Origin of the sequence: Sorangium sp. So ce1335, from assembly GCF_051521615.1 — a bacterium.
Lineage (GTDB): Bacteria > Myxococcota_A > Polyangia > Polyangiales > Polyangiaceae > Sorangium.
This window is the reverse complement of sequence record NZ_CP150363.1, coordinates 2,875,896-2,895,443: the sequence shown is the minus strand read 5'-3', so window position 1 is coordinate 2,895,443 and position 19,548 is coordinate 2,875,896. Positions and strand designations below refer to the sequence as shown.

Below are 19,548 nucleotides of genomic sequence, written 5' to 3'. Positions count from 1 at the left end.
GACGTCGAGGCGCTCCTCAGGCCAGCGATGCAGCACACACGCAAGAGCAACGGGGCCGCCCAGGGCGCGTGGCCGGGCCGCGCGTGTCGAGACTAGGTTTCGTTGCTCCAGACAACGAGCCGATATCCGAGATCCATCGAGTCCTTTTCCGCCAGGTGACCATGCCGCCGATGCCAGCGCCCGCTCTCGATGTCGGCGGCGAGCCGATGCAGGCCTGAGTCGACGTCGTTCAGCCGGCTGAACGAGGAGATCGCGCCTCGCACGCCCGCGTCGAGGTAGGCATGCGGGCGGCTCCAGTACGCGCCGAGGAAGCCGTCCGTGCAGTCACTCGGGATCGGCACGGGCTCGATCCTCGCGTCGCCCAGCGCGTCGCGGAGAGCGTCCAGGGGCGGGAAGAGCGGGCGGTCGTTCGACAGCAGCTCGGGGAAATAGTCTTGCGTCAGCCAGAAACCCTCGCTGGTCGGGTCCCACGTAAGGACGACGATCCGGCGCGCGACCCGACGCATCTCTCGGCATCCCTGGCGCCAGTCAGACCAGTGATGCACCGTGAGGATCGCCATCGCAGCATCGAAGGAGTCGTCGGGGAACGGGAGGCTCTCCGCGCTGGCCTGGACGACCTCTACGCCAGGCGTTCGGCGCTGCGCGATCATGGTGGCGGACGGCTCCACCGCGACCACGCGTCGATCCGTGGGCTCGTACGCCCCGGTCCCAGCGCCAACGTTGACCACGCTCGCGGCTGGCCCGAGCCCCCGGCGGATGCAGGCGGCGATCCTCGGATCCGGGACCCGGTACGTGCCATAGGTTCGTCCGATCCGATCGTACTCCATGACATCCTTCTCTCGCGCATCCGCGCAACAACCAGGTACTCAGCGGTAGCGCGAAGCGCCGTCGCCGATGTGCCACGCAGCTTACGGAATGTCGCCTTAACCTGTCCAGGCTAGCCGCCAGCGCAGCCGACCCGCTCGCGCGCTCAAGGCGCCCGCCCTTGCGGCGCCCATGCCGCGCCGGTGGGAAACTCGTACCGCTGGAGCGACTCGGGTCGCAGCGTGATGCTGAACCCCGGCGCCGTGGGCGGCATGTAGCGGCCGTCCTTCAGGACGACCGGGTCGACGAAGTGCTCGTGGAGGTGGTCGATGTACTCCAGGATGCGGTCCTCGAGCGACGCGCTCACGCAGATGTAGTCGAAGAGCGAGATGTGCTGCATCATCTCCGACAGGCCGACCCCGCCTGTGTGAGGGCAGACCGGGACACCGAACCTGGCCGCCATCAGCAGCACGGCGAGCGCCTCGTTGACGCCGCCCAGCCGGGCGCCGTCCACCTGGCAGAAGCGGATCGCGTCCGCCTGGAAGAGCTGCTTGAACATGACGCGGTTGTGCGTGTGCTCCCCCGTCGCCACGCCGATCGGCGCGATGGCCCGGGCTATCGCGGCGTGGCCGAGGATGTCGTCCGGGCTCGTGGGCTCCTCGATCCACCACGGATCGAACGCGGCGAGCCGCTGCATGCTCGCGATGGCCTGGCCCACGTCCCACACCTGGTTGGCATCCATCATGAGCCGGCGCTGCGGCCCGATCTCCTCCCGGATGATCTGCGCGCGGCGGATGTCGTCGTCGATGTTCGCGCCGACCTTGATCTTGAAATGCGAGAAGCCGCGCGCGAGCGCCTCGCGGCAGAGCTGGCGCAGCTTGTCGTCGGAATAGCCGATCCACCCCGCCGACGTCGTGTAGGCGGGAAAGCCGTGCTGCCGCATCTCGTCCTCCCGCGCGGCGCGGGTGGGCGCGTTCCGGCGGAGGATCTCCAGCGCCTCCTCGGGGCTCAGCACATCGGTGATGTAACGGAAGCTGACGCAGCGCACGAGCTCCTCCGGGGTCATGTCCACGAGCAGCTTCCAGAGGGGTTTGCCCGCGGTCTTCGCCCACAGATCCCAGGCGGCGTTGACGACGGCGGCCGTCGCCAGGTGGAGGATCCCCTTCTCCGGGCCGACCCAGCGGAGCTGGCTGTCGCCGGTGATCTCGTCCCAGAACGCGCCCATGTCCGCCGTGATGGCGTCGACGCGCTTGCCAACGACCAGGGGGCGCAGCGCGTCGACGGCCGCGACGCAGAGCTCGTTTCCGCGGCCGATGGTGAAGGTCAGGCCGTGGCCCTCCAGCCGGTCCGGGCCGTCGGTCCTGAGCACCACGTAGGCCGCCGAGTAGTCCGGCCTCGGGTTCATGGCGTCCGATCCCGCGAGAGAGCGCGAGGTCGGAAAGCGGATGTCACGGGCGATGACGTCGGTGATGCGCACGGACATGGGTCCCCCTTCGTGGGCTGCGCCGTACGGCGCGCGTGGCGTTGGGGGTCAGATGCCGGTCGAGGCCCGCGGATCACGACAGCGCAGCGGCAAGGGACGCCTGCCACGCAAGGCTCGCGCTCACAACGGACGGGGCGCGAGCGGTCGCGATCCTGAGCCCCGCGGCGGGGCGGCGCCGCCTTCGCTCAAGGGCCGCCGGAGACGGGCCAGCCGGCGCTGTCCCATGCGAGCTCGGAGACGCGCAGCTTGGGGGCGCCGCCATCGCTCGCGTCGTAGGCGTGGAAGACGTTGTACGCGGATTTGCCGCGGAACAGCACCGCGTTGTGGCCCGGGCCGCGCCACCGCGCGTTGCCTTGCAGCACGAGGGTGCCGCCGCCGTTCAGCATCGGCGTGCCGTTCCTGTCGACGTACGGTCCGAGCACGTTCTGCGAGCGTCCGACCCGGATGTTGTAGGTGCTGTCGGTGCCGCTGCAGCACCTGTCGAACGAGACGAACAGATAGTAATATCCGCAGCGCCGGACGACGAAGGGGGCCTCGATCGCGCCGCCCCCGCGCGAGGCGAGCGCGTGCACCTCGGTGCCCACCCGGGCGCCGTCCTGGTCGAGCTGGACGGCCCGGATGCCGTCCCAGAAGCTGCCGAACACGAGCCAGGGCGTGCCCGCCTGATCGACGATGACGTTGGGATCGATCGCGTTGTACCGATCCCCCCGGCGCGAGCAGATCACCGATCCGCGATCGGTCCAGTTGCCCGATGTCATGGACGCCCGGGTGGCGTGACCGATGCACGAGTCCTGGCTCCCGAACGTGGAGGCCGAGTAGTACAGGTGGTACTGGCCGCCGAAGTACGAGAGATCAGGCGCCCACAGGTCGGTGGCGCCAGGGACTTGCCGCGCGACCCAGCCCGGGTTCGTCGCCCCGAACGCGCTCGGGGTGCCGCTCCAGGAGAGCAGATCCGCCGACCGCTTGCCGGGGAGCCGTGGGCCGGTTTGCGTGATGTAGAACGTACCGTCCTGCGCGAGGATGGCGGGGTCGTGGGTGCCGAGGTTGCCGGTGACGTTCAGCGACGTCGGCGGGTCGCTCGGATCGAGCACGCCGACGTCGCAGCGGTCCTCCGAGCCGCCGCCACCGCCACCGCCACCACCGCTGCCGCTGGAGCCGCCCTCCACCGGGATGAGCTCGATGTTGTCGATCTTCAGGTCATGACCCGCCGACGAGGCGTTCTTCCCCTTGCACTCCAGCGTGAACTCGACGCTGCCGGAGAGCGACGCCTGCCCGAGCGTCGCCGTCGTCCAGCGATCCCCCGTCGTGGCGCCATACGCATCGAGGGTCGCCACCGGGGAGCCGCCCACCTTCAGCTCGTACCGGCCGTACACGTTCCGCGTGGCGTGGCGGAGGGCGATCCTGTACGCGCCCGGCGCGACCGACGTCGTGAACCTGAACGTGTCGCCGGCCTGGTTCGCGCGGAGCTTCACGTCGCTCGCGTTGTCGTCGATCCGGTCGCCGGGCGAGATCGACCAGGACTGGTCCTCGGCCTCGATCCGGATGACGCTCAGCGCGCCGCGGAGCGAGTCCACCTCCACGGGGGCCTCGTCGGCCGCGACGCAGCCCACGAGACCGGACGACAGCAGCGCGCCCAGGGCATGTACACATCGAATCCTCATCATGAATCCCTCCTCATCTCGTGCTCCGCGCGGCCCGGTCCGGGGGCTAACGGCAGGTGTTGTCGCGCGCGTTCACCAGCGTGAGGTTGCGGAACGTGCTGTTCGTGGCGCAGGGGCTCTCCCGGACGGACGTGTTCGCGATCGTGAGGTTCTGGATCGTGATGTCGGAGGAGTTCGCGAACTGGGCGCGCGCCGCGAGCCGGACCTCGCCGCCGCCGGTGATCGTCCCCGATTCGGCGGCGATGTTCACGTTGTGGCAGTTCTCGATCAGGATCGCGTTGTTTCCCGTGCCCTCGAGGTCGATGCGGTCGATCGTCGCGCCGCCGCTCTCCGACACGCAGAAGATCCCGCGCCCGCCGCCGCTGGCGATGACCTCGCCGACGTGGATGTTGGTGGGGTAGCTGTCGCCGATGCGCCCCGCGCGGTTGGCGAGCCGGAAGGCAGCGTAGCCGGTGCCCGTGCCCGCGTTCACGGCGTCGATCGTCCCGATCTCGGCGTTCGTCGTGTCGTTCAGGAGGAGGCCGCATTCCCCGGTGTCGCGGGCGACGACGGCGCCGATGCGGAGGTCGTCGACGCCGTAGGTTTCGACGGCGTGAGAGCTCGTCCCCTGGGCGTTCACGTGCTCGATCTCGATGTTCGTCACCTTGTCGGCGCGATTCGAGCGCCCATGGTTGTCGATGCGGACGCCGAGGCCCTTCGAGACGCGCAGCTCGACGCGGCCGAGGCGCAGGTTCTCCACGTCGCGGAAGAACATGCCGTAGACCGGGGAGCCGGTGATCGTGACGTTCGGTATCTCGATGTCGGTCCGGCCGCGCGCATAGATGGGCGCCATGTCGCCCGAGCCGCTGCCCGTGACGTCGATGGTGCCGCAGACGTTGAGCACGGTGTAGCTGGGCACGCTGATCCGCGTGTTCGCGGCCACGGTCCCCGAGCCCTGCACCAGCACGCTCTCCTTGCTCGTGCGGCCGCGGCGGAGGCTATCGAGCGCCGCCTGCACCGCCGCCCGCATGTCGCCGCCGCTGTAGACGCTGCGGGCGCCGTTGCGCGCGACCCATGTGGATCCGGACCGGGTCACCACCGCGTTGTAGCCGCTCGCATCTCCGTTGCAGGGATACGCCGCGCTGCTCCAGGCGCCATCCGAGCCGCCCACGAGCGCGAGCCCGTCGTCCGCGCCGGAGCCGCCGCTCGTGGGCGCGCCCCCCGCGACCTCGATGTCAGCGCCGTCCTCCGGCGCACCGCCGGCGTCCGAGAGGCAGCCTGCCGCCATGAGCAGTCCGACCCACGCGGCCGACATCACACAACCTGCGTACGTTCTCTTCATCTTAAGCTCCGAACGGTAAGTGACTGCATAGGTGCAGCCCTCAGCAAGGTATCGGCGCGGGGTCAGAACCAATCATCGATCTCGACGAGCGACGGTATCTTCGCCTGCGAGCGAACGATTCCAGTATCACGCCCCGTCGTGGCGACGACGCACGCTGAGCCCGCGGGCTGCGGAGAAAGTGCCTGTTCGGTATGCGGGTAAAATTCGATGGATCGCCGCTGTCCCAGGACAGGACGGCGCGCGGAGCGAGCGAGCTGCCGAGCCCGGTCGGAGCGACCTCGGCCGGGCGCGCTGCGAGGTGTGATGTTCCCGCCCGCTCGGTCCGCGGGCGACCGGCGGCGTCGAGGCTAACCGCCGCTGGCCCGCTGCGCCGCCGGCCCTCGCGCCAGGAAGGACCGGACCTCCTCGGCGAGGCGCGCCGGGGGTGCGATGCCGTCCACGCGCGTCCAGCGCCCCTCCGCCTCGCGTCCGATGAGCGTCACGGGCGTGTGCTGCTCCTTGATGGGGGCGCGCCCGCCGAGCGCGTCGAGCACCCGGCCCACGCGCTCGCGGCTGCCCGTCAGGAAGACCCAGCCCGGCCGCCGGCCGAACTTCTCCGCGTAGCGCTTCAGCCGCTCCGGCGTGTCCGTCATCGGGTCGAGCGAGATGGAGACGAGCCGCACGTCCCGCTCCAGCGCGTCGCCGAGCTCCGCCTGGAGCCGACCGAAGATCGCCGTCATCGGCGAGCAGATCGTCGTGCACGTCGTGAAGATGAAGTTGACGACGAGCACGCGGCCCTTCGCGAGCTCGCGCAGGCGCACCGGCGCGCCGTCCTGATCCACGAGCTCCTCGTCCGGCACCGCGACGCCCGGCGCCGGCGCCGCGCGCACCGCCGCGGCGCCGCCCGGCCCGGGCGGCGGCGTCGCCGCGCGGCCGTCGCCGCGCGGCGGCTCGCTCCCGCGGCTGCACGAGGCGACGGCGAGCGCGCCGGCGAGGAGCAAGGCGTTCGACACGGAAGACGAGAGAGAGCGCATATCGGCCTCACCGCAGATCCCTGCCCGGCCGCGCCGAACGGCTGCCGCCCGAGCGCCACCCTGAAGCCCACCGGAGGGCGACCGCCGCGCGCGGGCGATGCCCCATGCCGGGACTGGCCAGCAGGCATGGAGCTTTGTCTGCGCGTTCCTTTCAGGTCAAGAATCTTCGCGTCGAGGACCTTCGCGCGTGCGCCGGAGATTCTGTGTCAGGACACAGGCGCGCGTCCCGGGCGGGTCGACGTCGGTCGACGTCGGCCGACGTCAATGGCCGTCAGAAATCGATGCAGACGGGCTCGTCGATCCGCAGCACGGACTCCTGGTTGAACCGCCGCTTGTACTCCTCGCGGATGGCCTCGATGCTGTCCGAGGCGGCCTGACCGCCGTCGTGAAGCAGCATGATCAGCCTGCTGTCCTCCCGGATCAGCTCATCCGTCGTCGCGAGGTACTGGCCGCCGACGTCGAACTGCGTCAGCCCGTCCCGGAAGCGCGGGGTCACCTCGGTATCGACGAACGCCTGCCATTCCTCCTGGGTGACAGGCGGCTCGTCGAACCGGTCGAGGCCGAAGAAGAGCTCGGTCCGGATCATCAGGTCCCCTGTGTCGCAGGTGAGGTCGGCGCCCGGCGCGGGCCCCTCGCCGTCCGCGGCGCTGTCGCACGCGGCGGCCGCGAGGATCACGGCGAGCAGGGAACACGCGAGCGATCGGCTGGGCATGGTGGCTCTCTCCGGGTTCGGGTCGTCAGGGCTGCCGTCCAGCGCTCGTCAGGCGCGCGCGGGGCGCGGGCCGCACAGCGGGCGCAGCGCGTCGCGCTCGGCCGTTGACAGCACCGTGACCGGGTATTTCGGCTCGCCGCTCGCGCGATCGAAGAACGGGTGCGGCCACGCGGCGCCGCGGAGCTTCCAGCCGAGCAGCTTTCCGATCGTGCGCGCCAGGAGGCGCACGCCCGGCCTCACCGATCCGGGCGGCGGCTCGCCGACCGCGAACTTGCCGAAGACCCGGCCGCGCGGCGCGCCGAAGACCTCGTCGCACGGGCGCGCGCCCGGCGCTCGCTGGAACAGCTCGGTGACGATGCCGACGAACGGCAGCGCCGGCGCCGCCGTGTTGCCGAGCGGCGTCTTGCAGCAGCTCGCGTACCAGCGGTAGATGGCCTTCGGCGTGAGGCGCACGGCGGCGATCTGCTCGCTGCCGCGATCGAACGAGATCGTCGACGGAGCGACCTGCACGATGTCCGAGCCGCCGCGCTCGTCGAGCAGGTCGGCGCGGCCGAGGTGGTGGAGGAAGGCCTGGCAGTCGTCGCAGTAGCAGACGACGCGGTTCACCGCGGCCGGCGACGCGTCGCGCAGCCATCCGTGGACATTTCCGCAACGACACTGGAGCTCTACGTCTCGGGTCATGGCGCCCGCGTACCACGTCTCGACGCGCGACGCGCGCGCTTCTCGCCGCGCGCGGCGTCGAGGGAGTCTTCGGGCAGCCTTGAGCTCGCCCTCCGCTCCGCCGGTCCTAGCTCATGTTGTACGCGACCATCGCGATCCCGGCCGCGATCATGACGATGCCGCCGATCTGCAGCGCCGTGAGCGTCTCGCGCAGGTAGTAGACCGAGAAGACCGAGATGATCAGGAACCCGCCCGACGACATGATCGGATAGGCGATCGACAGGTTGATGCGCTTCAGGGCGAGCACGTAGAACAGGATGTTCGAGGCGAAGAGCACGAGCCCGAGCACGAGGTGGTAGTTCGTCGCGAGCGCGAGCCCCTTCTGGACGAGCGACAGCCCCTCCATCGCAGGGACGCGCCGAGACGCCAGCTTCATGAGGATGTTCGCGGTCGCGTTGAAGAGCAGGGCGATGATGAGGAAGAGGTAACCTTGAGCCATGTCCGCTGTGCGGCGAGCGCCCGCGCTCGGGGCTCGCCGTTCCGGGGAGACCTCTGGCGCAGCGGGCGGCACGGATCAACCGTGAAGCGCGCGCGCCTTCCTCGCGCGTGATCCGGTGAGACTCGGGGGGTTCCTGACGCCGAAATCGTCGTGGTCGGTCGCCTGCCGCGTGCGAGACTGCCGCCCGCCATGAGCGCCGAAGTCCTGGAGATGCCCTTCGCGCCCACGATCACCGCGGTGGGGACGGCGCTGCCGCCGCACTACGCGACACAGGACGAGACGTGCGCGGGTCTGCGCCGGCTCTGGGCCGGCAAGGGCGACGCGCTCGCGCTCGTCGAGCGGGTCCGGCGCGCGATCGAGGTGCGTGGGCGCCACCTCGCGCTGCCGATCGAGGAATACTACGCCCCCTCGACGTTCGCCGAGCAGAACCGCCGCTGGAGCGCGTGCGCGATGGAGCTCGGCGAGCGCGCCTGCCGCGACGCGCTCGAGCGCGCGGGCATCGGGCCCGAGGACGTCGACCACATCGTCTTCGTCTCGGTCACCGGCATCTCGGCGCCCAGCCTCGACGCGCGGCTCGTCAACCGGCTCGGCTTCCGGCGCGACATCAAGCGCACGCCCGTCTTCGGCCTCGGGTGCGTGGCCGGCGTGGCCGGGGTCGGGCGCATCACCGACACGCTGCGCGCCTTCCCGGGGCACACGTCGCTCCTGCTCTCGGTCGAGCTCTGCTCGCTCACGCTCCAGCGCGACGACACCTCGGCGGCGAACGTCATCGCCGCGCAGCTCTTCGCCGACGGCGCCGCCGCCGTCGTGGCGCGCGGCGCGCAGGCCGCCCGCAGGAGCGGCCGGGCGGGCGGCGCCGCGGTGCTCGACGCGCAGGCCGTCTTCTACCCCGACACCGAGCACATCATGGGGTGGGACGTCGTGGACACCGGCTTCCGCGTCATCCTCTCCGCCGGCGTCCCGGCGCTCGTGCGCGACAACGTGCGGCGCGACGTCGACGCGTTCCTCGCGCGCCACGGCCTGACGCGCGGCGACATCCGCCACTGGATCGTCCACACCGGCGGGCCGAAGGTGCTCGAGGCGATCACGGAGACGCTCGAGCTGCCCGAGGAGGCGCTCGCCCGCTCGTGGCGCTCGCTGCGCGAGATCGGCAACGTGTCGTCCGCGTCGGTGCTGTTCGTGCTGCGCGACTTCCTCGACGAGGCGAGCGCCAGGCCCGGGGACTTCGGCGTGATGATGGCGTTCGGCCCGGGCTTCTGCGCGGAGATCGCGCTGCTCCGATGGTGACCTCGGCGCTGCTCTACCTCGCCTTCCTCGGCGCCGTCTCGATCGAGCGGCTGGCCGAGCTCGTCATCTCGCGCCGCAACGCGCGCCGCGCCTTCGCGAGGGGCGGCGTCGAGGTCGGGCAGCGCCACTTCCGGGTGATGGCGCTGATGCACAGCGCCTTCCTCGCCGCGTGCGCGCTCGAGGTCGTGCTGCTCGAGCGGCCGTTCCCCGGGCTGCTCGGCTTCGCGTCGCTCGCCGTCGCGCTGCTCGCGCAGGGGCTCCGCTACTGGGTCATCACCACGCTCGGGGAGCAGTGGAACGTGCGCATCATCGTCGTGCCCGGGGCGACCCCGGTCTCCGGCGGGCCTTATCGCTACCTGCGCCACCCGAACTATGCGGCCGTGATCGCCGAGATGGCCGCGCTCCCGCTGATTCACGGCGCGTGGCTCACGGCGCTCGTGTTCAGCGCCCTCAACGCGCTCGTCCTCTCGGTGCGCATCCGCGCCGAGGAGGAGGCGCTCGGCCCCTCGTACGCCGCGCGGATGGGCGGCCTGCCGCGGCTCGTGCCGGGCCGCCGCGCCGCGCCGGAGCGGCCGTCGTCGCCGTGAGCGCGCGGTGCGACGTCGCCGTCGTCGGCGGCGGGCCCGCCGGCCTGGCTGTCGCGATCGGCTGCGCGCTGCGGGGCCACGACGTGCTCGTCCTGGATCAGGCGTCGTGGCCCATCGACAAGGCGTGCGGCGAGGGCGTGATGCCCGAGGGCTGCCGCGCGCTCGCGGAGCTCGGCGCGCTCTCCGAGCTCGACCCGGCCGAGCGGGCGCCGATCGAGGGCATCCGGTACGTCCGCGCGGACGGCCTGCGCGTCGAGGCGCCGCTGCCGGCGCCCGGCGGGCTCGGCGTGCGCCGCACGGCGCTCTCCGCGGCGCTCTCGGCGCGGGCGCTGGCGGCCGGCGCGCGGCTCGCGGCGGGCGAGCCGCTTTTGCGGGTCGAGCGGACGGACGGCGGCGCGCGGCTCGTCACGCGGCGCCGCGTCGTCGAGGCGCGCTACGTGGTCGGCGCGGACGGGCTCGGCTCCCGCGTGCGCCGCGCGCTCGGCTGGGACGCGCCGCCGTCGGGGCCGCGCCGGCTCGGCCTGCGCCAGCACTTCCGGTGCGCCCCCTGGTCGACGTTCGTCGAGGTGCACCTCGCCGACGGCGTCGAGGCGTACGTCACGCCCGCGGGGCCCGAGCGCGTCGGCGTCGCGTTCCTCTGGGACGGCGATCGGCTCGACGGCCGCGCGTCGGCCGAGCGGCTCGCGCGCCGCTTCCCGTCGCTGGCCGAGCGGCTCGCCGGGGTGCCAGCCGACTCGACGCCGCGCGGCAGCGGCCCGCTCGAGCGGGCGTCCTCGCGGCTCCACGACGACCGCTTCGCGCTGGTCGGCGACGCGGCCGGCTACATCGACGCGATCACCGGCGAGGGGATCTCGCTCGCGCTCGTCGGCGCGGCGGCGCTGTCGACCGCCCTCGACGCGGCCCTCCGCGGCGGCGGCGCGGCCCCGCTCGCCGCGTACGCGCGCGTGTTCCGGCGGGCGTTCCTGCGCTACGCGGTCGCGACGCGCGCGGTGCTGTTCATCGCGCGGCGTCCGCGCCTCCGCGACGGCGTCCTGTCCGGGCTCGCGCTGGCTCCGTGGCTCTTCCGCGGCGCGGTCGGCGCGGTGCTCGGCCCGCGCTGAGGCTGGCGCACCGGATACCGCGCCGCCCGAGGACGACGCTGCCGTGGCGAGCAGGCCTCTGCGGGTGGCGCCGAGGTCCGCCCGTCAGGCGTCGGGCATCAGGCCCGCGAGCAGGCCGCGGCGCGGCACCGACCGGAGGGGCTCGCTCTCGACGCCGGAGCGCGCGAGAATTGTGTTCGCCGCGAGGATGCCCGAGCTCGCGGCGCGCTCCATGAGCGCGGCGGGGAAGGGCAGGCGGACGAAATCGCCGGCCACGACGACGCCGGGCGAGGGCGTCTCGACGCCGGGCCGCTCGGCGCTCGACCCCGGCGCGAAGGCGGGACAATCCTGCCGCCACAGCCAGCGCTCGTGCAGCATGCGCGCGCCGCTCAGCTCCGGGCAGAGCGCGTGCAGCCCGGCGAGCATGCCGGCGCGCAGCGCTGCCTCGTCGATTCCCGGCGGAACCGCATAGGCGTGGAGCTCCACCACGGAGCCGCGCGTGCGCTCCGCCCAGCGGCGACATTCGTTCTGGAAGAGGTGGAACAACGAAATGTTTTCGAGCAGCCCGAAGCCGGCCGTGCCCGCGAACGGGTACCGTCCCGGCGCGGTCTGTCGATCGAGCCAGAGACGCCAGACGACGAACGGGCGGGTCACCGCGAGCCGGGCGACGCGCGCGCGCCATGCGGCGTCGCCGAGCGCCGGCGAGCTGGCGACGATCGCCTGCAGGGCGGGCACCGTCACGGCCAGCACCACCGCGTCCGCGAGCATTGGCGCGCGGTCCCCTCCGAGGTGCACCTCCCAGCCGCCGGCGCCGGGCAGGATGCGCGTCGCCTCCGTACGGACCAGCACGCGCGCGCCGAGCGCCTCGAGGCGGCGCTCGAACTGCTCCCAGAGGGCGACCGAGAACGGCTCGCTCAGCACGTCGAAGAGCAGCCCCTCCGGGTTGCCAAGAAAATAGAAATGGAACATGGCGAGGAGCTCGGCGGCCGACATCTCGTCCTCGGGGTTGAAGAACGAGTGTGCGAAGACCTCGAAGAGCATCCGGCGCGCCGTGGGCGGCAGGCGGAGCCCGTCGAGAAACGCCCTCGCCGATTGCCCGTCGAACGCGCGGTAGGTGCGTTCGCCGTCGAAGGCCAGCATCTCCAGGCCCCTGCGGAAGTCCACGCGAAGGAGGTCCCGGAGCCTGACCGAGCGCGAGCGCGCGAGCAGGGCGAGGACGTTCAGCGGCGTCTGGCGGGGCAGCCCTGCGATGGATTCCCGCGCGCCTCCGGGGCCGAGCAGCGGATAGTCGGAGAGCGGCGTGAGCAGGCGCCCCGCGGGGTCGATCCGCGCGAGCAGCGATCGCAGGTTGTAATACTGGCGGAAGAACGCGTGAAAGCCGCGCTCCATCTGAAACGCGGTGCCGTCCGGGAGGTGCTCTGTCCAGGCGCTGATCCGGCCTCCCAGCACGGGTTCGCGCTCTATCAGGGTAACGGACGCGCCGCGCTCGGCGAGCACGGTCGCGGCAGACACGCCGGCGATGCCGCCGCCGACGATCACCGCCCGGAGGGGCGCTGGCACGCGCGGAAGGCCTCGGGGGACGAGCGGCGCGACGCGCTCGCCCCCGCGCGAAAACGGCCAGGTCCTCAGCCCCTCAGGGGCGCTCCCCGCACGTCGTATCCGCATGATTTGCTGCAGCGTACCACGATTCGCGCGGAGCAAGAGCAAACAGACGGAGCCGAGATCTGTGGGTTTCTTGCTTTGCCCACACGCCGATGGAAAACCAACCTGGGGAAGTGTTTGGTAACACGGAGCGGTTGCGCTCCGCGGTTTGCGCGTCGACGACCGGATCCGTTCTCGCACCACAGAGAGGAGATAGGCGTGAAGCCATCGTTCCCCCGCGCTGCCACAGAGATACACCGTAAAGAATTTCAGGGTAAGCTGCTCTGCGTCGAGGGGTGTATCCCCGACGGGCTGCTCGGTCACCTGTTCATCGTCGCTCCCGTGGGGAACCACGGCGACACGGAGGGCGAACCGCGCCGGAACACGCTGCTGAACGGTGACGGGATGGTTTACCGGGTCGACTTCTACCCCGGCAGCCAGCTCGCGCGCGTGAAGAGCCGCCTGGTGAAGCCGCCCTGTTTCTACGCCGACAAGGTGACCAGGGAGTCGAAAGACTGGTCAACCCTCGCCTTCAGGAATTGCGGCATCGCGCGCATGTCGCTGCTGGGCGTGCGCAATTTCGGCAACACGGCGCTCGTCCCGATGCCTGCCAGAGACGGGACGCGTCTGCTCGTCACGTATGACGTCGGTCGCCCCATCGAGATCGACCCCGTGACGCTCGAGACCATCACCCCGGTCGGCAAGAACGAAGAGTGGATGGGCGAGTTCAGCGATCGCTTCGCGCAGCCATTCAAGCTCGTTCTCACGACGGCCCATCCGGTGTGGGACATGAAGACCGGTCACCTCTTCGCGGTCAACTACACGCGCGACATCAGCAGCATTCTTGTCGGGAGAACGCCAACATCTCAGCACCCATCGAAGAAGAATCAGCGCTCATCGGTGAAGGCGGCATCAGGGGCCGACGATACGGAGAAGGAGCTGAAAACGAGGTTCATCGACGGCCTGGAGAAGCTTGCCGAGCGGCTCCAGCGGGCCATACCCGCGGCGAATGCGTTCGTGAGGTCGCTCGATCAGGACGCGAGCTGGCTGGAAGCGGCGCAGGGGACCGTCTCGGCCCTCTGGTCGCTCGTCGCGCTCCTGGCGAGGCCGCTCATCAATGAGAGCGGCCTCCGGCTCGTGCGCTGGGACGGTCACGGGGGCGTCGAGAGCTGGAGCGTCGTGCTACCTGACGGCGGTCCGGTTCATATCGCAAACAGCATGCACCAGCTCGCCGTCACGCAAGACTACATCATCCTCGCTGATACCAGCTTCAAGGTCGCGCTGAACCAGTTTTACCATCAAATCTGTCAGGAGCCGGGGTTCGACCGTCTGCTGCGCCTGATCCACTCACGGCGCGCTCTGCCGGACATGCCGCTCTACATCATCCGCCGTGCCCACCTCGAGGAAGCCAGAAAAGACAAATCGTGGAAGGTGACGGCGACGCCGGCGCGGCTGCCGTACAGCGCGGTCCACTTCCTGGCCGACTATGACAATCCCGGGGATCGAATCACGCTGCACGTAGGGCACGGCTCGGCCGTCGACATTGCGGAGTGGGTGCGCCCGTACGACGTCTTGCCATGGACACAAGAACCCGTGAAGGGGTACCTTTCTGGCATGGTGACGGGCGCGGCCGACGTGGGCCGCCTCGGGCGCTATGTCATCGACGGCACGACTGGCAAGGTGCTGGATGCACGGCAACTCGCAGACGCTGACGCGATGTGGACCCTCGCGCTCTGTACCGCCCATGGCGTCCCCGCGTGGGACGAGCTCCCGGGCCGGCTCGACAAGCTCTACTGGTTCTCGAATGGCTTCTGGCCCGAGCTGCTCACGGAGTTCGTGTTCAACCTCTATGCAGGCGCGGACGATCGGGTCATGAAGGTCGAGGAGGTCCGGAGCGTGAGCGAGAGGGCCCCGCCGTCCCCCTGTCTGTTCAGCGTCGATACGAGGACGATGACGATCGTGGATCGTTATCATCTCGAGCGCAATCTGATGATGTCCTCGCCCCAGTTCGTGCCGCACCCGAGCGGCGCGAAGGACAAGGGCTGGATCGTCGCCCTCGTGGTCGGCGAAGCGGAGGGGCGTGCGGTGCGCCAGTTGTGGGTCTTCGACGCTGACGGTCTCGGCAGGGGTCCTGTGGCCAAGCTCGAGAGCCCGGACTTCAAGTTCGGTTTCACGCTGCACACCGCCTGGATGCCGCGGATCGAGAGATCAAACGCGAGCTATCATGTAGATCCGAAGGACGACCACGGGATCGACGATGCGCTTCATGATTTGAAGAGGCTCTTCGCCGAGGAGATCTTCCCGGCGTATATCCAACAGCGTTCTGCCGCGCCGGACGGGCTGGGCGCGGCGGAGCCGGGGGGCTGATCCAGCCCACGTCACCGGTGCCGCACAGGTGCGTGAGAACGCAGCGCCCCTCGGCTTCGGCCCGCTCGCGAGCGACGCGAGGATGGGGCTCGCGCGCCAGCTCGCCTGAGCGCTCGCGCGGCGCGTGACGTCCCGCGATCGGCCGACGTCGAGCGAGTTCGTTCGACCCGGCGTCCATCGCCGGGCGCGTGCGCCTTGTGGGACCAGGGCCGCTCGGATAGGCTCCCGCCCGCTCAGCGCACGGGCGCGAGGAGGATGGATCCGGATGATCCGGCGAGAAGGAGCCTGCCAAGTGCAATTGCCTGTCATGGGTGTCGCAGCGAGCGAGAGAGGAAGCGCCGAGGTCGCTCCTTCTCTCCCCCACCCTGCCCTCTCCCGGGCCGCGGGCGTCGGACGCCGCCTGGCCGCGCTGCTCGCGCCCGCGCTCCTCGTCGGGTGCGGGTACACCGAGTTCGAGTGGCAGGCCCAGCTCGACAGGTCCGAGCGCCTCCAGCGCGACCTCCAGACGAGCCAGCAGCGCATCCGCCAGCTCGAGGAGGAGGTCGCGCGCGGGGGCGCGGCGGCGCCCCCGCGTGAGGATCCGCTGGGCGCGGAGGGGCTCGACGTCAGCACCGGGCTTCCGCGCGGCGACGCGGCCGTGGCGCGCCCGTCGCCCGAGCGCGACAGCGGCGTCCTGCGGGCGTTCCTCCCGGTCGCCGCCGGGGAGCTCGCTGTCGCGCCGCGCGACGGGCGCGTGGTCATCTCGATCCCGACGCGCGTCCTGTTCAAGGGCAACCGCGACGCGTTCTCCCCGGCGGGCGAGAAGACGCTGCGGGACATCGCCGCGATCATCCGCGCCAACGAGCCGCTGAAGGGCCTCAGCTACCAGGTCGTCGGCCACACGACGAGCGGCGGCGCGCCCGGCGTGGCGTGGCGCAACGGCTGGGACGTGACGGTCGCCCAGGCGCGCGCCGTCCTGCTCTTCCTTGCGCAGCCCAAGGAGGCCGGCCTGCCCGTCGCGCGCCTGAGCCTCGCGGCCTTCGCCGATCTGGCGCCCGCCGACGCGGGCGGCGGCGGTGCGCCCGCGCAAGCGCCGGATCCGCGGCTGGAGATCGTGATCGAGGGGACGGCGCAGCTCGTGGAAGGCCCGAGCGGCGGCGCCGCCCCGGCAGGCGAAGCGCGCCCGGCTGGCGACGCACGCCCCGCCGGCGACGCGCGCCCGGCTGGCGATGCGCGTCCGGCGGGAGACGCCCGTCCGGGAGCCCGCGTGCCGAGCGGCGACGACACGTACCCCTGAGGCCGACCCGAGCCATGCCGCGGCTGCCCGGCCGCGGCGATCCCCTCATGCGCCGCGGAGCACCTCGACCCTCCTCCTGAGCGCCCCGGCGTCCCCGAGCTCGCCCACGAGCGCGCGCGCCTCCTCCGACGCCGCGGCCGCCGCCACGTCGCGGACCCGCGCCCGCAGCCGCCGCCCGCTCGCCGCGAGGTAGGCCGCCGAGAGCGCCGCGGCCACCTCCCTGTCCGCGCCGCCCGCCTGCAGCAGCGTCGCAGCCAGCGCGCAGAGCGCCTCGACCGCCTTGGCCACCTGCGCGCCGTAGATCGGGTGGGCCGAGTCGACCCCCTGCTCGTGGCACGTCGCGAGGCACAGCGCCGTGCTGGTGAGCCGCCCGAGATCTGTCGGCTCCCCGCGCTCCCAGAGCCCGGACGCGAGCTGCTCCTCGAAGACGCGCTCCAGGCCGCCCCCCTGGCTCCCCGCGCCCTGGTTCGCCGCGGGCGCAGCGCTCGGCGCCGGCGCCGCGGCCGTCATCAGTCCGGCAGAGCGCTGCGGCCCAGCGGGTCCGCCCGGCGCCGCGCCGCCCCTCGGCGCGGCGGCGCCCGCCGCCCCGGCCGAGCCCTCCGCGGACGTCGCCCCCGCGCTCGGCTGGAAGAGCTGCTTCGCGCGCGACAAGAGGCCACCAGCGGCCGACGGCGACCTGGGCGCGGGCGCGGCCGCGACGGGCGTCGCGGGAGCCAAGCTCTTCACCGGGTGCGCGGACGAGAGAGAAAACCGCTGCGGCGCATACGCCGGCCCTGCCACGACCCCCCTCGGCGCCGCCATCGCGGCGAACGCCGTCATCCGTGCCGCCGGCCGGCCCGACATCCCCCACCCCGCCGGCGCGCTCACCGGCACCGGCCTCGCCTCGGGCTGCCCGTGCGCCCGCCGGTCGCCCGTGCGCCGCTCGATCACGACGAACGACGCGTGCCTCGACGCGACCCGGTGCCGCACCGCGAGATCCACGATGCGCTTCCGCATCGCCTCCGCGCGCTTCCCGGACAGCCCTCGCTCCGCCTCCTCGAGCTCCCGGACCCGCGCGCCCGCCCACAGCGCCTCGAGCCCGGGCCGCGACGCCTCCGCCTCCAGCTCGACCGGCACCTCCAGGTAGAAGCTCTCCCCGCGCAGGCGCCCGCGGATCTGGAGGCGCCCCACCCCCGGCGCCGCGTAGCGGCCGTGGAGCACCCACGGCTCGCCGTCCACGAGCGCCGGCGGCTCGGCCGGCGCGAGCTCGCCCACGTCGACCCCCTCGAAGCGCGCCGTGACCCCCGCCACCCGGACCGCCGTCGCCCGCGCGAACTGCGCCGTCACCTTCTCGTCGATGCGCTCGCCCGGGTGGATGAGCTCCGCGGCCCCCTGCGTCCTCCGCGCGAGATCGTTCACGAGCAGATCGCTCACGTTCGTCCCGATGCCGAACGTGTAGACCCGCACCCCCTTGCCCGCCTCGACGACACGGTCGACGATCTCGGCCTCGTTCCCCACCTGGCCGTCCGTCAGCAGGACGATCACGCGGTCGCGCTCCGCGTCGCCGAGCATGCCCGCGGCCGCGAGCAGCGGCTTCAGCATCTCCGTGCCCCCGTGCGCCGCGAGGCCCGCAACGAACGCGTCCGCGCGCTCCAGGGTCCGCTGCGTGAACGGCGTGAGCGCCGGATCCATCGCGCGGAAGTCGCTCGAGAAGGCGATCACCCCGAACCTGTCGCCCTCGGCGAGGTGCCGCAGGCACAGGCGCAGCGCGCGCCTCGCCTGGTCGATCGACTCGCCCTGCATCGACCCCGACACGTCGACGACGAACACGACGTCGCGCCGGGCGGCCGCCCGCTTCGCGTCGAACAGGTCCGGCACCACCGTGAGCGCGAACGTCCCCTCCTGGCCGGCGCGCCTGTCGCAGACGAGCCCCGCCTGCACCCCCGGCGCGCCCGCGGCGAGCAGCACGATGTCCCGGTCCAGCGCCGCCCGGCCGTCCCGCAGCGAGACGCGCTGGCGATGGCCCTCCTCGCGGCGCACCTCGACCGCGTGCGACGGGCTCTCGATCGCGACGTCGCGCCCGAGATCGAAGACGATGTCCACCGTGATGCCGTAGTCCACCCGCGCGATCTCCGGCGAGATGCGATCCGCGTCGGGCACCGCGTCCGTCGGCTCCTTCGCGCCGTGCCCCGTCCTGTCCCCCTGCGGCGCGCCCGGGATGTACCGGGGCGCGACGAGGGTCGGGATCATGAGCCGCAGCGCCCCCTCGTCGGCCTTCAGCGCCTGCACGAACGCGACCTCCACGACCGTCTCCTCCCCGGGCAGGAGGTTGCCGACGCTCGCCGTGAACACGTTGCGCCGCTCCTCGTCGAGGAGCGCCGCGCCGTGCCCCGTGGCGATCGCCTCGTCGTAGGCCCGGAACGCCTCTTCGCGCTCCTTGACCTCCCCCTCCAGCCGGCGGCCGGCGCACTCCATGGCGAAGCCGGCGATGCTCGCCTCGCCGGGCAGCGGGAAGGTGTATATCGCCTCGATCGGCCGGCGCTCCTCGTTCCGGTAGCGCTGCCGCACGACGAGCCGCGCCGCGCCGCCGACGACCTCTCCCGACAGCGAGACGCCGAGCAGCGGGACCGGGTGGCCCTCGGAGGAGCGGAGACACGACATCGGCGCCGGTTGCGACACATCGGTGGACGGGTTCATCGCGAGCCTTTCGGGGCAAGGGTTGCGTAACGAGACTCGATATCGAGGGCGATGCGCCGCGAGCGCTCCGGCGCGTCGCTCCGCACGTGGAGCTCCACGCCGTCGGCGATCTCGACCCGCTCCCAGCGCTCGCCGCGCGGCGCTCCGGCGGCCGGCGTCGCGGCCGCGTCGCCCGGGCCGGGGCAGAGCGCCGCCGCCGCGCCGTCGGCGCCGGCCGCCGGAGCGCCGCGCGCGATGCGCTCGATCTCGTCAACGCCCGCGCCCGCGAGGCGCGCCTGGATCTCCTCGAGCGGCAGGTGCGCCTGCTGGAGGACCTTGATGGCGCGGAGCCTGGCGAGGTGCTCGCGCCCGTAGGAGGTGTCCTTCCCGCGGAACTCCGGGGCCGGCAAGAGGCCGCGCTGCACGTAGTACCGCACCGTGCGCGGCGCCACGCCCGCCTCGCCCGCGAGCTCGTCGAGCTTGTACGTCGTCACGGGGAGCAT

At 72.1% G+C, this 19,548-nt stretch carries 16 protein-coding genes; 5 read left to right on the top strand and 11 right to left on the bottom strand.

Translation table 11 applies throughout. The annotated features are described in order from the left end of the window. Positions 1-92: 92 nt before the first annotated feature. The 8 genes from WMF24_RS10835 to WMF24_RS10800 form a co-directional block, all read right to left on the bottom strand. Entirely contained in the window at positions 93-827 is a 735-nt protein-coding gene (locus WMF24_RS10835; RefSeq protein ID WP_437736309.1) for a class I SAM-dependent methyltransferase, read from the bottom strand. 143 nt (positions 828-970) lie between these two features. After that, positions 971-2,287 carry an L-fuconate dehydratase gene (locus WMF24_RS10830; RefSeq protein ID WP_437736308.1) on the bottom strand — a complete coding sequence of 439 codons (1,317 nt, stop codon included), beginning with the start codon at positions 2,285-2,287 and terminating at the stop codon, positions 971-973. Between the two features lie 185 nt (positions 2,288-2,472). Further along, positions 2,473-3,951, bottom strand: coding sequence for a family 43 glycosylhydrolase (locus WMF24_RS10825; RefSeq protein ID WP_437736307.1), 1,479 nt, complete (start codon positions 3,949-3,951; stop codon positions 2,473-2,475). 43 nt (positions 3,952-3,994) lie between these two features. Further along, entirely contained in the window at positions 3,995-5,269 is a 1,275-nt protein-coding gene (locus tag WMF24_RS10820; protein WP_437736306.1) for a hypothetical protein, read from the bottom strand. 347 nt (positions 5,270-5,616) lie between these two features. After that, positions 5,617-6,261, bottom strand: coding sequence for an SCO family protein (locus tag WMF24_RS10815; protein ID WP_437736305.1), 645 nt, complete (start codon positions 6,259-6,261; stop codon positions 5,617-5,619). A gap of 292 nt (positions 6,262-6,553) precedes the next feature. Further along, on the bottom strand, positions 6,554-6,994 hold the full coding sequence (locus WMF24_RS10810) for a DUF3574 domain-containing protein (protein WP_437736304.1): 441 nt from the start codon (positions 6,992-6,994) through the stop codon (positions 6,554-6,556). Positions 6,995-7,042: 48 nt separating this feature from the next. Further along, positions 7,043-7,675, bottom strand: coding sequence for a DUF6151 family protein (locus tag WMF24_RS10805; protein ID WP_437736303.1), 633 nt, complete (start codon positions 7,673-7,675; stop codon positions 7,043-7,045). 106 nt (positions 7,676-7,781) lie between these two features. Continuing rightward, on the bottom strand, positions 7,782-8,153 hold the full coding sequence (locus WMF24_RS10800) for a DMT family transporter (protein WP_437736302.1): 372 nt from the start codon (positions 8,151-8,153) through the stop codon (positions 7,782-7,784). Positions 8,154-8,342: 189 nt separating this feature from the next. Here WMF24_RS10800 and WMF24_RS10795 point away from each other — a divergent pair, with 189 nt between their 5' ends. From WMF24_RS10795 to WMF24_RS10785, 3 genes are read left to right on the top strand one after another with little or no spacing between them, the layout of a single operon-like run. Further along, the gene (locus WMF24_RS10795; protein ID WP_437736301.1) at positions 8,343-9,440 is read left to right on the top strand and encodes a type III polyketide synthase; all 1,098 of its coding nucleotides are present in this window, start codon (positions 8,343-8,345) and stop codon (positions 9,438-9,440) included. Then, positions 9,434-10,027, top strand: coding sequence for an isoprenylcysteine carboxyl methyltransferase family protein (locus tag WMF24_RS10790; RefSeq protein WP_437736300.1), 594 nt, complete (start codon positions 9,434-9,436; stop codon positions 10,025-10,027). Before WMF24_RS10795 ends, WMF24_RS10790 begins: the two co-directional genes overlap by 7 nt. Further along, a complete protein-coding gene (locus tag WMF24_RS10785) occupies positions 10,024-11,127 on the top strand; it encodes an NAD(P)/FAD-dependent oxidoreductase (RefSeq protein ID WP_437736299.1) in 1,104 nt (367 codons plus the stop codon). Before WMF24_RS10790 ends, WMF24_RS10785 begins: the two co-directional genes overlap by 4 nt. 84 nt (positions 11,128-11,211) lie before the next feature. On the opposite strand, the gene WMF24_RS10780 is transcribed toward WMF24_RS10785, so the two are convergent. Next, on the bottom strand, positions 11,212-12,666 hold the full coding sequence (locus WMF24_RS10780; RefSeq protein WP_437736298.1) for a hydroxysqualene dehydroxylase: 1,455 nt from the start codon (positions 12,664-12,666) through the stop codon (positions 11,212-11,214). 300 nt (positions 12,667-12,966) lie between these two features. On the opposite strand from WMF24_RS10780, the gene WMF24_RS10775 reads away from it, so the two are divergent. Both WMF24_RS10775 and WMF24_RS10770 read left to right on the top strand, forming a co-directional pair. After that, positions 12,967-15,114, top strand: coding sequence for a carotenoid oxygenase family protein (locus WMF24_RS10775; protein WP_437736297.1), 2,148 nt, complete (start codon positions 12,967-12,969; stop codon positions 15,112-15,114). A 292-nt stretch (positions 15,115-15,406) separates the two neighbouring features. Next, a complete protein-coding gene (locus tag WMF24_RS10770; protein WP_437736296.1) occupies positions 15,407-16,390 on the top strand; it encodes an OmpA/MotB family protein in 984 nt (327 codons plus the stop codon). Between the two features lie 45 nt (positions 16,391-16,435). Here the strand turns inward: WMF24_RS10770 and WMF24_RS10765 are convergent, their stop codons facing one another. Both WMF24_RS10765 and WMF24_RS10760 read right to left on the bottom strand, forming a co-directional pair. Next, positions 16,436-19,066 carry a VIT domain-containing protein gene (locus WMF24_RS10765; RefSeq protein WP_437736295.1) on the bottom strand — a complete coding sequence of 877 codons (2,631 nt, stop codon included), beginning with the start codon at positions 19,064-19,066 and terminating at the stop codon, positions 16,436-16,438. Next, complete coding sequence (locus WMF24_RS10760) at positions 19,063-19,548, bottom strand: helix-turn-helix domain-containing protein (protein ID WP_437736294.1); 486 nt, start codon at positions 19,546-19,548, stop codon at positions 19,063-19,065. The genes WMF24_RS10765 and WMF24_RS10760 overlap by 4 nt, the downstream gene beginning before the upstream one ends.